The sequence below is a fragment of the Virgisporangium ochraceum genome (assembly GCF_016863655.1).
Lineage (GTDB): Bacteria > Actinomycetota > Actinomycetes > Mycobacteriales > Micromonosporaceae > Virgisporangium > Virgisporangium ochraceum.
Genome location: NZ_BOPH01000098.1, coordinates 154,652 through 168,581, shown reverse-complemented (window position 1 = coordinate 168,581; position 13,930 = coordinate 154,652). Strand labels below are relative to the sequence as shown.

The window sequence follows — 13,930 nt, the reverse complement described above, 5'->3', positions numbered from 1 at the left end:
GGCGGAGAGCGGGGCTAGCGGGTCGTGGTGGCAAGCCGGATGCCGAGCGCGATCAGCACCGTTCCGCTGACGGCCTCCAGCCGGCGCCGGACCTTCGTACGCCGGAACCACACGCCGGCCCGTCCCACCGCGGCGGCCAGCATCAGGTAGAACACCACCTCGATCGCCACCTGCAGGAGCGCGAGCAGGGCCGTGGTGGCGAACAGCGGCCGGTCGACCGGCACGAACTGCGGGTAGAACGCCACCATGAACACGGCCGCCTTCGGGTTGGCCAGCTGCACGACGGTCCCCTCGCCGAAGGCCCGCCACCATCCCGTGCGCGTCACCTCGGCCTCGACCGCCGGCCCGTCCCCCCGGGTGAGCCACGCCGTGCGCCACGCCCGGATCCCGAGGTAGACGAGGAACGCCGCACCGACCACCCGCAGCACGACGAACGCCACCTGCGACGCCGCGACGATCGCCGCGATACCGGCGGCCGCGCACAGCGCCCACACGTAGAGGCCGAGCTCCAGCCCGAGCACGGTCGGCACCGCGCCGGAGAACCCGGACAGCGCCGCCCGCCGGAAGATCAGGGCCATCGCCGGCCCCGGCGAGGCGGAGATCAGCAGCACGGCGACGACGAAGGCCACGAGGTCCACGCCGCCGATCATCCCCGCAACCGGGCGGGCCGTTCATCCGGTTTACCGGTGGCGGGAGCGCCGGTGCGTGCCCCAGGCAGGAGTCGAACCCGCTAGCGGCCGCTTTAGAGGCGGCTGCCCGTCCGTCGGGCTTCTGGGGCCTGGTGGGTGGCGTGCCCGCCGTGGGTGGGCGCGCCACCCGGGGTCACGCGTCGATGCGGTCGCGCAGGTGCTCGTCGGCGACCGCCTCGCGGGCGGCCCGGTACTCGTCGGCCGTCAGGGAACGGCCGAGGCCGTCGAGCGTACGCAGCACGAACCGCTGCGTCACGACGCGACGGTTGAGCGTGTCGAGGGCGGCGGCCTGCCGCCACACCTTGCTCTGCAGCCAACGGGTGGCCCGGGGAAGGTCACCGTCGAGCTGGGCGCGCAGGGCGTCACGCTCCTCGGCCAGCGCGCCCAGCCTGGCGTACAGCTCGGCGATCCGGTCGTCGGAAGGGGTGGTCATGTCTCACCTCCCTTCACCACGGGAAGGGAGGCGGACAGCGCGCGCGGCAGGTGGGACACGAACCGCCGCGCGGCCGGTTCCAGGGCCGCCGCGGTCAGCGCTCCGCGCAGGTCGGGCTCATGGAACCGGACGCAGACCAGGCCCGCCGCGGAGACCTCGTCGCACAACCAGCGCAGCGACGGCTCGTCGGGCAGGCACAGCAGGGCCAGGGTGGGGACGACCAGATCGGGGTGGGCGACCGCGAGGTCGAGTGCCGCGTGCGCCGCCTGGCAGGCCTGCGTGCCGGGTGGTAGGTCGGCACGGGTGACCAGGTACAGGCGCGGGTCCGGAAGCTATTCGAACGGCATGGATCAACCCTACCCGACGCCCGCAAGTCCCTTACAGGTCCTCGAGCTCGTCGCGCAGCGCGTTGCGGACCTTCGACGGCACCCGCAGCCGCTCGTCGCTCATCAGCTCGCGCCGCTCGGCGACGGTGTCGTCGGGCGAGATCGTGGCGGCGGCGAGCGCGTCGAACAGGTCCATGTCGACCGGGTCGTCGGGGCCGGGCATGACGCCCCACGTGTCCCACGGCAGCACCTCGACGTTCTCCAGCGCGGCCGCGTCGCGCATCATGTTGCCGGCGATCCACCACCAGCCGCCCTCCTCGAGGAAGCTGAGACCGAAGCGGGCGGGGTCGAACTCGCCGGCGCGGCAGCGCCGCCAGGCGTCGGCGGCGACGAGGAACCCGTCGCGCGGCACGTCGGTGACGTCGAACCCGACGTGGAACAGCTCGCGCTGCACCGCGTCGAGCTGACCGTCGACGAGCACCCACCGGTTCTCGGCGGCGTTGTGGTACTCGGCGACCCAGTGGTCCTCGCCGTAGCCCTCGCGGAAGTACATGCCGAACCCGCACCGGGCGCGGGCCGGCACACCGTGCGCGCGCAACGCGGCGACCAGGAACACGGTGAAGTGGCGGCAGTTGGCGGCCGCCCGCCGCTCCGGCGGGCGCGCCTCGGTGAGCGGCGCGTCGGAGATCGACAGCACGTGTCCGAGGATCTGCTCGAGGCGCCGTACGTGGACGTTCTGCCGCTCGGCGTCGGTGAGCTCGACCCCGTACGGGCCGGTGATGTGCTCGTGGATGAGCAGCCCGTGACCGACGGCGGCGAGCTCGGGCACGGACGCGGGCAGGCCGGTGAGCAGCGGGGCGTGCCGCCCGGCCGAGGTCATGAGCGCGGGTTCGGCGTACATGCGGGCCAGACTGCCAGACCCCTACGACGAAAACACGCCCTGCCGGGTCTCGTGGTCGTACGCGTACACGAGCCGGCCGCCGATGTAGGCGCTCTCGACGCGGCTCATCGGGTCGAGCGGGTCGCCGGTCCAGACGCACAGGTCGGCGTCCTTGCCGGGTTCCAGCGAGCCCAGCCGGTCGTCGATGCCGGCGATGCGGGCCGGGTTGATCGTGATCGACTCCAGCGCGGTGGTGCGGTCGAGGCCCTCGCGGACGGCCAGCGCCACCTGGTGGGTGAGGTAGTGGATCGGCAGGAACGGGTGGTCGGTGGTCAGCGCGATGGTGACGCCGGCGGCGGCGAGGATGCCGGGACCGGCCATCGAGATGTTGCGCAGCTCCACCTTCACCCGCCCGGAGATGAGCGGCCCGACGACCACCGGCACCCCGTGCTCGGCGATGACGTCGGCGATGAGGTACGCCTCGGTGCCGTGGTCGATGACGAGCCGGTAGCCGAACTCGCGGGCGATGCGCAGCCCGGTGGCGATGTCGTCGGCGCGGTGGGAGTGCTGCCGCCACGGGATCTCGCCCTGCAGCACCCGGCCGATCGCCTCCGACCGCAGGTCGCGCTCGACCGGCTTGCCGGGCTCGGCGGCGGCGAGCTTGTCGAGGTAGGCCCGGGCGCGGACGAACCCTTCCCGGATCACCGCGGCGGTGCCGAGCCGGCTCGACGGCATCTGCTGCCGGTTGCCGTAGACGCGCTTCGGGTTCTCGCCCAGCGCCGACTTGACCCCGCTCGGCGAGCGCAGCACCATCTCGTCGACCGTGCGCCCCCAGCACTTGATGGCCACGGTCTGGCCGCCGATCGGGTTGCCGGAGCCGGGGTTGACGTTGACGGCCAGCACGCCGCCGGCGATCGCGTCGCGGAAGCCGAGGTCGGCCGGGTTGATGCCGTCGAGCGCGCGCACGTGCGCGGTGTTCGGGTCGGTCATCTCGTTCATGTCGTCGCCGGCCCACCCCTCGGCCTCCTCGGCGACGCCGAGGTGGGTGTGCACGTCGATGAGGCCGGGCACCACGTGGCAGCCGTCGGCCGGCACCACCCGGTACCCGTGGGGGATGTCGAGGTCCATGTCGCCGACGGCCACGATGCGGCCCCGGTCGACCAGTACGATGCCCCGCTCGATCGGCTCGCCCACGATCGGTTCCACCCGGCCCCGCACGATCGCGAGGGAACTCACGCCATACCCCTTCCGGCCCGCCACACCCCGCAGAAACCTAACAGCCGAGGTGCCGCCGGATCGCCGCGGCACCACGGTATCGACGCCCGTTCACCCGGGCAGGCTCAGGCACGCGGCGCGCGCGCCGGCGGTGCCGGCGACGCCGGGTGCCGTCTTCGTGGTGTCGGCGTGGATCACCAGCGACCGCGGCGCGGGGTCGAACGTCCAGTCGAGGGTCGCGCCCGACCGGGCGGCTCCGCTGCCGTCGGTGGTGAAGTCGAGCCAGACCTCGTTGGCGGGGTTGGCGTAGGACGGGTCCACCGAGGGCGGTGAGGCCGCCGCGGCCGGGTCGGGCCGGTGCTGCAGGTGCGGTCCGGCGTCGGTCGGCGCGGCACCGCACGGCTTCGTGTGCAGGTGCGCACCGTAGGCCCGCGCCTTGTGCAGGCCGGCGACCACCAGCGTCACGGTGGTGCCGGCGTCCGTCTCGGTCACCGTGATCGCGGCGGTCGCCCCCTCCGGCACCAGGGCAGGGTCATAGGAGACGGCCACAGCACCGTCCCGGTACGGCGCGAACGTGCCGTTGGTGGTGGTCTCCCCCGCCCCGGCACCGCCACCCACCCCACCGGTGTCCCCGCCGTCGGATCCGCACCCGGAGAGCACGGCGGACAGAAGCACCGCGACGAGTACGACGGGACGAACCACGGCAGACCCCCGGAATGTGCAACCAAACGGACTCCAGGGTCAACGCTAACCGGGCCGCTACGGTGACGTGCCCGGATCCGGAACCCGGTGCACCGGGTCGAAGCCGAGCAGCGCGCACGCACGTCCCGTATCGACCGGAACCTCACGCGCGGCGAACGACCGCCGACGCGGCACGCCCGGGGCGTGCCGCGCGAGCAGCTCCTCCGTCGACGCCCCCTCCGGGAAGATCTCCGCCGCGGCGAGGTGGACCGTGTGTGCCCCACCGGTCGACCCGTCGAGCGGCACGGTCAGCGCGAGCCGGAACGCCTCGGCCCCGTCGCGCACGTCGAGCCAGGCCCAGCCGTTGCCGGCCTCGCCGCCGGGGTCCTCGGCGGTGACCCGGCGCATGAACGCGAGGTTCGTGGGCGCGATCATCAGCGGCAGCCGCAGCGCCACCCCCGACGCACCGAACCGCCGGCACACCGTGGCCAGCGTGAGCTCGTCGACGTGCTTGGACAGTCCGTACGGGTCGCCGAGGTCGGCCGGCATCGACTCGTCGACCGGGTACGCCGCCGGCAGCGGCCGGTGCGGGTTGAAGCTGCGGCCGGCCGCGCTGACGCTGCTCGCGATCGCGAACCGCCGCACGCCGTGCTCGGCCGCGGTCCACAGCACGGTGAACGTCGCCTGGGTGTTGTTGGCGAACACGGTCGGCGCGGGGTCGTCGAGCGGGTTCGGGATCGCGGCGAGGTGCGCGACCGCGTCGGCGCCGTCGACGGCCGCCGCGACGGCACCGGGCGACCGGGCGTCGCCGTACACGACCCGCACCCCGTCGTGGGGCGTCACGCCGGGCAGGCTGAGCGTGGTCACCTCGTGCCCCGTCGCCAGCAGGTGGCGCACGACCGCCGACCCGACCATCCCGTCGCCACCGGTCACGAGAATCCGCATCGACCAAAGTTAAGGTATGCCGTGATCTGGTACGGCGGTGACTACAACCCGGAACAGTGGCCCGAGAGCGTGTGGCCCGAGGACATCGACCTGATGCGACGGGCCGGGGTGACCCTCGCGACCGTCGGGGTGTTCTCGTGGGCGCGCATCCAGCCGGCCGAGGGCGAGTTCGACTTCGACTGGCTCGACCGGGTGATCGGCCTCCTCGACGACGGCGGCATCAAGGTGTGCCTCGCGACCGCGACCGCCTCTCCCCCGCCCTGGGCCACCACGAGGTACCCGGGGATGCTCACCGAGAACCGCGACGGCGCGACCCGCTGGCCCGGCAGCCGCCAGCACCAGGCGCCCACGTCACCGGACTACAGCCGGCTGGCCACGGAGCTGGTGACCGCGATCGTCGACCGTTACCGGGACCACCCGGCGGTGGCGATGTGGCACATCAACAACGAGCTCGGCTGCCACCTGACGTACGACTACTCCGACCGGGCCGCGGCCGCCTTCCGCACGTGGCTGCGGGCGCGCTACGGCGACATCGACGCGCTCAACGACGCCTGGGGCACGTGGTTCTGGTCGCAGCGCTACACCGACTTCGAGCAGATCGTGCCGCCGCGGCTGGCGCCCTACAGCGTCAACCCGGGCGGGCTGCTCGACTTCCGGCGGTTCAGCTCCGACGCCCTGCTCGACCTCCTCCGGATGGAGAAGAAGATCATCCGGGACGCGGGCGCGACCCAGCCGCTCACCACGAACTTCATCGGCGCCTGGCCCACCACCGACTACTGGCGCTTCGCCGAGGAGGTGGACTTCGTGTCCGACGACTGCTATCCGGACCCGCGCGACCCCGAGTCGTTCCGGCACGCCGCGTTCGCCCGTGACCTGATGCGTTCGCTGAAGCCCGGCACGCCGTGGATCCTCATGGAGCAGGCGCCGAACGCGGTCAACTGGCGGCCGAACAACGCGCCGAAGGCACCGGGCCAGATGGCGGCGCTGAGCATGCAGGCGGTGGCCCGCGGCGCCGACGGGGTGCTGTTCTTCCAGTGGCGGCAGGCCGCCGCCGGCGCGGAGAAGTTCCACTCCGCGATGCTGCCGCATGCCGGCGCCGACACCCGCACCTACCGCGAGGTGGCGGCGCTCGGCGCCGAACTGTCCACACTGGAGCTTCCGGCGCCGGGCGGCGAGGCCCGCGTGGCGATCGTGTTCGACTGGGAGTCGTGGTGGGCGGTCGACCAGCCCGACCACCCGGCCGCGTTCGACTACCACGCACAGGTTCTCGGCTGGCACAACACCTTCCACGAGCTAAATGTGCAGGTCGACCTCGTGCGGTCCGGCGGTCCGTTCGACGGCTACGCGCTCGTCGTGGCGCCGAGCCTGTATCTGCTCCGCGACGCCGACGCGGAGGCCCTCACGGCGTTCGTCGCCGGCGGCGGGAGCCTGCTCGCCACGCCGTTCACCGACGTCGTCGACGAGTACGACAGGTTCCTCCCGGGCGGGTTCACCACCCGGCTCGGCCCGGCGCTCGGGCTGTCGGTGCTGGAGTTCGAGGGGGTGCTGCCGTCGGACGGTCGCGCGTTCGTCTGGGACGGCGTGAGCTACCCGGCCGACGTCCTCGTCGAGGCGGTACGGCTGGAAGGTGCGCAGGTCATGGCCGCTTTCGCGCCGACCGACCAGCCGGGCGGCGAGGCGCGGCCTGCGTTGACCCGCCACGCGCACGGGTCCGGTGAGGCGTGGTACCTGGCGACGATGGCCGACCGCGCCGGGCGCCTGGCGGTGGCCCGGCACCTCGTCGGGCGGGCCGGCGTCGAGCCGGTCGTGGCGGGGCTCCCGCCGCGCGTGGAGGCCGCCGCGCGGGGCGGCGTGGTCACGCTCATCAACCACGGCTCCGCGCCGGTGACGCTGCCCGACCGCTCCGTTCTGGCGCCCTACGGCTACCGGATCCTCCATCAATAGCCCTGGAAGGGTTAATCGCCGGCACCTTCCGGGTGGCAGGATGACCAACGCCGTGCGACGCCTGGATGTCCGGTCGGTGTCGCCCGCAGGGAGGGAGTCCACCATGGCCAAGAAGAAGAAGGACAAGAAGGACAAAAAGTCCAAGAAGAGCAAGAAGAAGTAGCTTCTCGCGCGATCCTGGACTCCCGTCCACAACGACGTGCCCGGGAGTCCGGGGTCGCCGGGTCCATCGAACGCCGAATGCGGCGTATGGTCGAATTCCGTCGAATTCTTCCGCGCCGGGTAGGCATCGACTTACGTTGATGCCATGTCCTTTGATGCCATGTCCTTTGATGCCACATCCTCTGATGACCGGCCCGCTCCCCATCCGTACCTGCGCCGCCGCGGCCTGCTCGCCGCCACCGCCGCGGCCGCCGCCGGCGCCCTCACCGCCGCGGCCGTTCCCAGCCCCGCCACTGCCGCCGTGTGGTGGTCGTCCGACCGGTGGGGCACCTGGTCCAGCGGCGGCTACACGCTCTACAACAACATCTGGGGCTCCGGCTACGGCCCGCAGACGATCTGGGCCAACTCGGCCACCAACTGGGGCGTGTGGGCCGACCATCCCAACACCGGCGGCATCAAGGCCTACCCGAACTCCACCCGGTGGATCGGCCGCCGCGTGAGCCAGCTCGGCACCGTCACCAGCCAGTTCAACGTCACCGTGCCGACCAGCGGCGTCGCGTTCACCTCGGCGTACGACATCTGGTCGTCCGACCACGCGCACGAGATCATGCTGTGGATGAACCGGTACGGGCCGGTCGGCCCGCTCGGTTCGCTGCAGACCACCGCCAGCGTCGGCGGGCACACGTGGCAGATCTACCGCGGCTCCAACGGCGCCAACCAGGTCTACTCGTTCCTGCGCACCGGCAACACCAGCTCCGGCACCGTCGACGTCACCCAGATCTGCCAGTGGATCCGCGGCCGCGGCTGGTTCGGCGACGTCACCATCGGCGACGTGCAGTTCGGCTACGAGATCACGTCCTCCGCGGGCGGCCGGGACTTCGTCACCAACTCCCTGACCGTCACCGGCTGACCGCCACGGCCGACCGTTCGGCGCCCGGGCCTGTCGCCCGGGCGCCGCTCCCCCGCGTCGGCCGGTGTCAGGTTGACGATCATGAGTGCGGGTCATAAGTTCTCTCAGAGAACGTGCGTGCGACATCCGAACAAGTCACCACCCCCACTCGGACCGCCACCGGAGTCAGCCATGCCACCTCGCCGCCATTCCATAGCCGTGTTCGCCGCCCTCCTGCTCGCCGTCGCCACCGCCGCCTGCGGCGACGACTCCACCGACAGCCCGACCGGCCCGGGTGAGACCGAGAAGGTGACCGCCGGGGTCATCGCGATCCTCGACGTCGCGCCGATCTACCTCGGCAAGGAGAAGGGCTTCTTCAGCAAGCGCGGCATCGACCTCACCCTCGAGACCGCACAGGGTGGCTCGCAGATCGCGCCGAACGTGCTGTCGGGCAAGTACCAGTTCGGCTTCAGCAACGTCGTCTCGCTGCTGCTGGCCAAGTCGCAGAACGCGCCGCTGAAGGTCGTCGCCAACGGGGTGAACTCCACCGGCAACCCGCAGGCCGACTTCGGTGGCATCGTGGTCAAGGACCCGGCCATCACCAGCCCGAAGCAGCTGGAGGGCAAGAAGGTCGCCACCAACGCGTTGAAGAACATCGTCGACACGTCGGTGAAGGACATCGTCAAGCAGGACGGCGGCGACCCGAACAAGGTGAGCTTCGTCGAGCTGGCCTTCCCCGACATGGCCGCGCAGCTCGACGCCGGCAACGTGCAGGGCATCTTCGTGGTCGAGCCGTTCCTGTCCTCGGCCAAGGCCAAGGGCTGGAAGACCGTCGGCGCCTACGCCGACGTCGACCCGAACCTGTGCGTGGCCCTGTACTTCACGTCGCTGGAGACCCAGCAGGCCAAGCCCGACCTCGTCAAGCGGTTCACCGAGGCGATGAACGAGTCGCTGTCCTACGCCAACTCCAACCCCGACGAGGTGCGCCGGATCCTCGGCACCTACACGCAGATCACCGAGGAGGTCCGCAAGGCGCTCACGCTGCCGAAGTGGCCCACCGACATCGACACGGACGCCGTCAACAAGCTCGCCGACCTGTCGGTCGAGTACGGCCTGCTCAAGTCCAAGCCGGACGTGAACTCGCTGCTGCCGTGACTGCGCCGCCCCACAGCAGAGCACTGCTCGGTGCCGCGGGCCTGGTCGGGTTCGGTCTCCTCCTCGAGATCGTGCCGCGGGTGGGGGTGCTCGACCGCGAGTACTTCCCGCCCAGCAGCGAGATCGTGGGCGCCCTCGCCGACCACGCCGACGAGGGCGCGTTCTGGACCGCGTTCCGGCAGACGCTGACCACCTGGCTCCTCGGGCTGCTGATCGCCGTGGTCGCCGGCATCGTGCTGGGCGTGGTGATCGGGGCGGTGCCGCTGCTGCGCGAGCTCACGGCGTCGACGATCGAGTTCCTGCGGCCGATCCCGTCGGTCGCCCTGATCCCGTTGGTGATCGTGCTGCTCGGCACGGGAATGGCCTCGACGCTGGTGCTCGTCGTGTACGCGGCGTTCTGGCAGGTGCTGGTGCAGGTGCTGCACGGCGTGGCCGACGTCGACCCGGTGGCCCGCGAGACCGCCCTGTCCTACCGGCTCGGGTTCGTCTACCGGGTGCGGTACCTGGTGTGGCCGACCGCGCTGCCGTACGCGGTCACCGGGATCCGCCTGGCCACGTCGGTGGCGCTGATCCTGACCATCACCGGCGAGCTGATCGTCGGCACGCCCGGCCTGGGCAAGCTGATGGACACCGCGTACAACAGCGGCGCCGTGCCGGCGGTGTACGCGATCGTCGTGGTCACCGGGCTCATCGGCGTGGTGGCGAACCTGGTCACCCGCCGCGCCGAGCGGTACGTGCTGGCCTGGCACCCGTCCGTCCGCGGTGAGGTGCCGGTGTGAGGCGCCTCGTCACGTTCTTCGCGCTGCCGGTGGCGCTGCTCGCCATCTGGTGGGTCGCCAGCGCCGGCAGCACCGACTTCTACCAGCCGCCGCTGTCGAAGATCCTCGGCGTGTTCCCGGAGACCTGGTTCGGCCCCCGCATGGTCGACGACGTGCTGCCGAGCCTGCTGCGCCTGGCCGTCGGGTTCGCGCTGTCGCTCGTGATCGGGGTCGCGGCCGGTGTGGTCATCGGGACGAACCGGGTCCTGCGCGACCTCACCGAGCCGGTGCTGGAGTTCCTGCGGGCGATCCCGCCGCCGGCGCTGGTGCCGGTGTTCATCCTCATCGCCGGCATCGACAACCTGATGAAGGTGCTCGTGATCGTCTCCGGGTGCGTGTGGCCGGTGCTGCTCAACACGGTCGCCGGTGTGCGTGCCGCCGACGAGGTGCTCGCCGACACCTGCCGCGCCTATCGCATCACGGGCACGCTGCGGCTGCGGCACTTCGTGCTCCGGTCGGCCAGCCCGCAGATCATGGCCGGCGCGCGGCAGGCGCTGTCGGTCGGGCTGATCCTCATGGTGATCAGCGAGCTGAAGGCGGCCAGCCAGGGCCTCGGGTTCACCGTCCGGCAGTTCCAGACCGGGTTCCAGATCCCGGAGATGTGGAGCGGCGTGCTGTTGCTCGGGATCATCGGCGTCGTACTGTCGGTGCTGTTCCGGCTCGTCGAGCGGCGGGTGCTGGGGTGGTACCACGGGGCTACACACGACGGGGTGCGGAGTTGATCGAGATCAGCGGCCTGCGCAAGGCCTACGACGGGCACGGCCGCCGGGTGGAGGCGCTGGCCGACATCACGTTCGGCGTCGACGAGGGGCAGTTCGTCTGCGTCGTCGGCCCGTCCGGGTGCGGCAAGACCACGCTGCTGCGGTGCCTGGCCGGGCTGCTCACGCCGTCCGGCGGCGAGGTCACGGTCGCGGGCCGCCCGGTGCAGGGACCGCCCGACGGTCTCGCCATCGTCTTCCAGGAGTACGGCCGCAGCCTGTTTCCGTGGCTGCGGGTCGGCGCCAACGTCGAGCTCCCGTTGAGGGCCAAGGGCATCGCCGCCCGGCAGCGCCGCGACCTCGTCGCCGAGGCGCTGGCCGCGGTCGGGCTCGCTGACGCGCACACCGCGTACCCGTGGCAGCTGTCCGGCGGCATGCAGCAGCGGGTCGCGATCGCGCGGGCGCTGGCGTTCCAGCCGACCGTGCTGCTGATGGACGAGCCGTTCGCGGCCGTCGACGCGCAGACCCGCGCCGAACTCGAGGACCTCGTCCGCGACGTGTGGAAGAAGTTCGGCATCACGATGCTGTTCGTCACCCACGACATCGACGAATCCGTGTACCTCGGTCAGCGGGTCGTCGTCCTGTCGTCGTCGCCGACCACCGTCCTCGAGGACCTGTCCGTCGACCTGCCCGCCGAGCGCGACCAGCTGACCACCCGGTCGGACCCGCGCTTCGTGGAGCTGCGCGGGCACGTCTACTCCCGCATCCAGAAGGCCAAACTGCTCACGAAATGAGGATCGACATGCTGCCACCCTTCCGCGCCGACCACGTCGGCAGCCTGCTGCGGCCGCCGGCGCTGCTGAAGGCCCGCCAGCAACGCGCCGAGGGGTCCATCTCCGCCGCCGACCTGCGCGCCATCGAGGACGACGCGATCCGCGACGTCGTGCGCATGCAGGCCGAGGTCGGGCTGCAATCGGCCACCGACGGGGAGTTCCGCCGCACCTCGTGGCACATGGACTTCATCTACCGCCTCGGTGGCGTCGGGCAGGGCGACGGGCGCCTCACCGTCCGCATGCACAACAACGACGGCGACGTGGAGTTCACCGCGCCGGCGCTGCAGATCAACGCGCCGATCACGTTGCAGGAGCCCATCTTCGCGTCCGACTTCGAGTTCCTCAGGTCGGTCGCCGGGCCGGGGATCACGCCGAAGCTGACGATCCCGTCGCCGTCGATGGTCCACTACCGGGGCGGCCGCGCGGCGATCGACCCGGCCGTGTACCCGGACGAGGAGCAGTTCTGGGCCGACCTGTCGGCCGCGTACGCCGCGCAGGTGCGGGCGGTGCACGAGCTCGGCGGCACCTACCTGCAGCTCGACGACACCAGCCTCGCCTACCTCAACGACCCCGACCAGCGCGCCGAGCTCGAGGCCCGCGGCGACGACGCCGAGCACCAGCACCTGCGGTACATCCGGCAGATCAACGCGGCGCTCGCCGACAAGCCGGAGGGCCTGCGGGTGACCACGCACATGTGCCGCGGCAACTACCGGTCGTCGTGGGCGGCGTCGGGCTCGTACGACTTCGTCGCCGAGGCGCTGTTCAGCGAGCTGGCCGTCGACGGCTTCTTCCTCGAGTTCGACGACGAGCGGTCGGGCAGCTTCGCGCCGCTGCGGTTCGTGCCGCCGGGCAAGATGGTGGTGCTCGGCCTGGTGACCACCAAGCGCGGCGCGCTGGAGTCGAAGGACGACCTGAAGCGCCGCATCGACGAGGCGGCCCGGTACGTGCCGCTGGAGCAGCTGTGCCTGTCGCCGCAGTGCGGGTTCTCGTCCACTGTGGAGGGTAACGCGCTGACGTACGAGGAGCAGGTGGCGAAGCTGCGGCTGATCGTCGACACCGCGGCGGAGGTCTGGGGCTGAGACTCTGGTACGTCGCGGTCGTCCTCGTCGCGGCGAACCTGCGCCCGGTCATCACGTCGGTGCCCCCGATCGTCGACGGCCTGGCGGCCGCGTTCGACCTGTCGGCGTCGGCGGCCGGTGCGCTGACGACGGTCCCGGTGCTGTGCATGGGCCTGTTCGCGCCGCTGGCCGCCGCCGGCGCGCGCCGGTTCGGCGAGTCGGCGACCCTGGCTCTCGCGGTGGGCCTGCTCGGCGCGGGCTGCCTGCTGCGGGCGGTCGCCGGGGTCGCCGGCCTGTACGCGGGCACCGCCGTGGCGGGTGCCGGGATCGCCGTGGCGGGTGCGTTGCTGCCGTCGGTGGTGCGGGGACGGGTGCCCGACCGGGTCGGCCCGGTCACGGGGCTGTACACCGCCGCGCTCATCGCCGGTGCGTTCCTCGCCGCGGGCCTCACCGAACCGTTGCGTCACGCGCTCGGGCTGGGCCCGCAGACCGTGCTCGCCGTGTGGGCGGTCCCGGCGGCGGTGGCTCTGGTGGTGTGGCTGCTCGTGCGGTCGCCGGGCACGGCGCGCGGCGGGCCGCGGGTCCCGTTGCCGTGGCGCAGCGGTGCCGCGTGGCTGGGGACGCTGTTCATGGGGACGCAGTCGCTGCTGTTCTACGGCGCGCTGGCCTGGCTGGCGGCCGTGTACACCAGGCTCGGCATGGGCGCGGCGCGGGCCGGCCTGCTGCTGGCGCTGTTCAGCGCCACCCAGATGGTGTTCGCGTTCGCGATGCCGGTGCTGGCGCACCGCTTCGGGCGCCTTCCCCTGTGGACGGTCGGATCGGTCCTGGTGACCACCGTGGGCCTGTTCCTCGTCGCCCTCACCCCGTGGCCGTTCGCCGCGACGCCGTGGCTGTGGGCGTCGCTGCTGGGGCTGGGCATGGGCGGCAACCTCTCGCTGGCGCTGACGGTGGTCACGGCGCTGGCGCCGACACCGCGGGCCGCGTCGGCGTACACCGGCATGGCGTTCCTGGTCGGGTACGTGCTGGCCGCTCTGGGCCCGGTGGCGCTGGGCCGGCTGACCGACCTGACGGGCGGCTACCGCGCCTCGTTCCTGGTGCTGGGCGCCGTCGGGATCGTCACCGCCGTCGTGGGCGCCGCCGCGTCGACCGCTGTCGGACGCCCGGAGCGCGTCCCGGCGCCCTGACCGCCCCCGACGGCCCGACC

At 72.0% G+C, this 13,930-nt stretch carries 16 protein-coding genes; 10 read left to right on the top strand and 6 right to left on the bottom strand.

Features of this window, described 5'->3' with window-relative positions:
- Window positions 1-14: 14 nt before the first annotated feature.
- Window positions 15-638, bottom strand: coding sequence for a LysE family translocator (locus Voc01_RS36415; protein ID WP_239160731.1), 624 nt, complete (start codon window positions 636-638; stop codon window positions 15-17).
- A 184-nt stretch (window positions 639-822) separates the two neighbouring features.
- Window positions 823-1,122: a hypothetical protein gene (locus tag Voc01_RS36410; RefSeq protein WP_203932199.1), complete on the bottom strand. Its 300-nt coding sequence runs from the start codon at window positions 1,120-1,122 to the stop codon at window positions 823-825.
- A 119-nt stretch (window positions 1,123-1,241) separates the two neighbouring features.
- Between Voc01_RS36410 and Voc01_RS36405 the strand changes: the two genes are divergently transcribed.
- Entirely contained in the window at window positions 1,242-1,415 is a 174-nt protein-coding gene (locus tag Voc01_RS36405; RefSeq protein ID WP_203932198.1) for a hypothetical protein, read from the top strand.
- Between the two features lie 85 nt (window positions 1,416-1,500).
- Here the strand turns inward: Voc01_RS36405 and Voc01_RS36400 are convergent, their stop codons facing one another.
- The 4 genes from Voc01_RS36400 to Voc01_RS36385 all read right to left on the bottom strand — a co-directional run bounded on the left by Voc01_RS36400 (window position 1,501) and on the right by Voc01_RS36385 (window position 5,169).
- Window positions 1,501-2,349 (bottom strand): transglutaminase-like domain-containing protein, encoded by an 849-nt coding sequence (locus Voc01_RS36400; protein WP_203932197.1) that lies wholly within the window; start codon window positions 2,347-2,349, stop codon window positions 1,501-1,503.
- A 21-nt stretch (window positions 2,350-2,370) separates the two neighbouring features.
- The gene (locus tag Voc01_RS36395; RefSeq protein ID WP_203932196.1) at window positions 2,371-3,564 is read right to left on the bottom strand and encodes an amidohydrolase; all 1,194 of its coding nucleotides are present in this window, start codon (window positions 3,562-3,564) and stop codon (window positions 2,371-2,373) included.
- A gap of 90 nt (window positions 3,565-3,654) precedes the next feature.
- The gene (locus Voc01_RS36390) at window positions 3,655-4,245 is read right to left on the bottom strand and encodes a superoxide dismutase family protein (RefSeq protein WP_239160730.1); all 591 of its coding nucleotides are present in this window, start codon (window positions 4,243-4,245) and stop codon (window positions 3,655-3,657) included.
- Window positions 4,246-4,302: 57 nt separating this feature from the next.
- Window positions 4,303-5,169 carry an NAD-dependent epimerase/dehydratase family protein gene (locus Voc01_RS36385; RefSeq protein WP_203932195.1) on the bottom strand — a complete coding sequence of 289 codons (867 nt, stop codon included), beginning with the start codon at window positions 5,167-5,169 and terminating at the stop codon, window positions 4,303-4,305.
- A 21-nt stretch (window positions 5,170-5,190) separates the two neighbouring features.
- Between Voc01_RS36385 and Voc01_RS36380 the strand changes: the two genes are divergently transcribed.
- The 9 genes from Voc01_RS36380 to Voc01_RS36345 all read left to right on the top strand — a co-directional run bounded on the left by Voc01_RS36380 (window position 5,191) and on the right by Voc01_RS36345 (window position 13,910).
- Window positions 5,191-7,113 carry a beta-galactosidase gene (locus Voc01_RS36380; protein ID WP_203932194.1) on the top strand — a complete coding sequence of 641 codons (1,923 nt, stop codon included), beginning with the start codon at window positions 5,191-5,193 and terminating at the stop codon, window positions 7,111-7,113.
- 40 nt (window positions 7,114-7,153) lie between these two features.
- Entirely contained in the window at window positions 7,154-7,276 is a 123-nt protein-coding gene (locus Voc01_RS54250; protein WP_275423785.1) for a hypothetical protein, read from the top strand.
- 144 nt (window positions 7,277-7,420) lie between these two features.
- On the top strand, window positions 7,421-8,185 hold the full coding sequence (locus tag Voc01_RS36375) for a glycoside hydrolase family 12 protein (protein WP_239160729.1): 765 nt from the start codon (window positions 7,421-7,423) through the stop codon (window positions 8,183-8,185).
- Window positions 8,186-8,383: 198 nt separating this feature from the next.
- A complete protein-coding gene (locus Voc01_RS36370; RefSeq protein WP_239160728.1) occupies window positions 8,384-9,319 on the top strand; it encodes an ABC transporter substrate-binding protein in 936 nt (311 codons plus the stop codon).
- Window positions 9,316-10,098 carry an ABC transporter permease gene (locus tag Voc01_RS36365; RefSeq protein WP_203932192.1) on the top strand — a complete coding sequence of 261 codons (783 nt, stop codon included), beginning with the start codon at window positions 9,316-9,318 and terminating at the stop codon, window positions 10,096-10,098. Before Voc01_RS36370 ends, Voc01_RS36365 begins: the two co-directional genes overlap by 4 nt.
- Entirely contained in the window at window positions 10,095-10,859 is a 765-nt protein-coding gene (locus Voc01_RS36360) for an ABC transporter permease (RefSeq protein ID WP_203932191.1), read from the top strand. The genes Voc01_RS36365 and Voc01_RS36360 overlap by 4 nt, the downstream gene beginning before the upstream one ends.
- On the top strand, window positions 10,856-11,629 hold the full coding sequence (locus Voc01_RS36355) for an ABC transporter ATP-binding protein (RefSeq protein WP_203932190.1): 774 nt from the start codon (window positions 10,856-10,858) through the stop codon (window positions 11,627-11,629). The genes Voc01_RS36360 and Voc01_RS36355 overlap by 4 nt, the downstream gene beginning before the upstream one ends.
- 8 nt (window positions 11,630-11,637) lie before the next feature.
- Window positions 11,638-12,747 (top strand): 5-methyltetrahydropteroyltriglutamate--homocysteine S-methyltransferase, encoded by a 1,110-nt coding sequence (locus tag Voc01_RS36350; protein WP_239160727.1) that lies wholly within the window; start codon window positions 11,638-11,640, stop codon window positions 12,745-12,747.
- A gap of 59 nt (window positions 12,748-12,806) precedes the next feature.
- On the top strand, window positions 12,807-13,910 hold the full coding sequence (locus Voc01_RS36345) for an MFS transporter (protein ID WP_203932188.1): 1,104 nt from the start codon (window positions 12,807-12,809) through the stop codon (window positions 13,908-13,910).
- The last annotated feature ends 20 nt before the right edge of the window (window positions 13,911-13,930 follow it).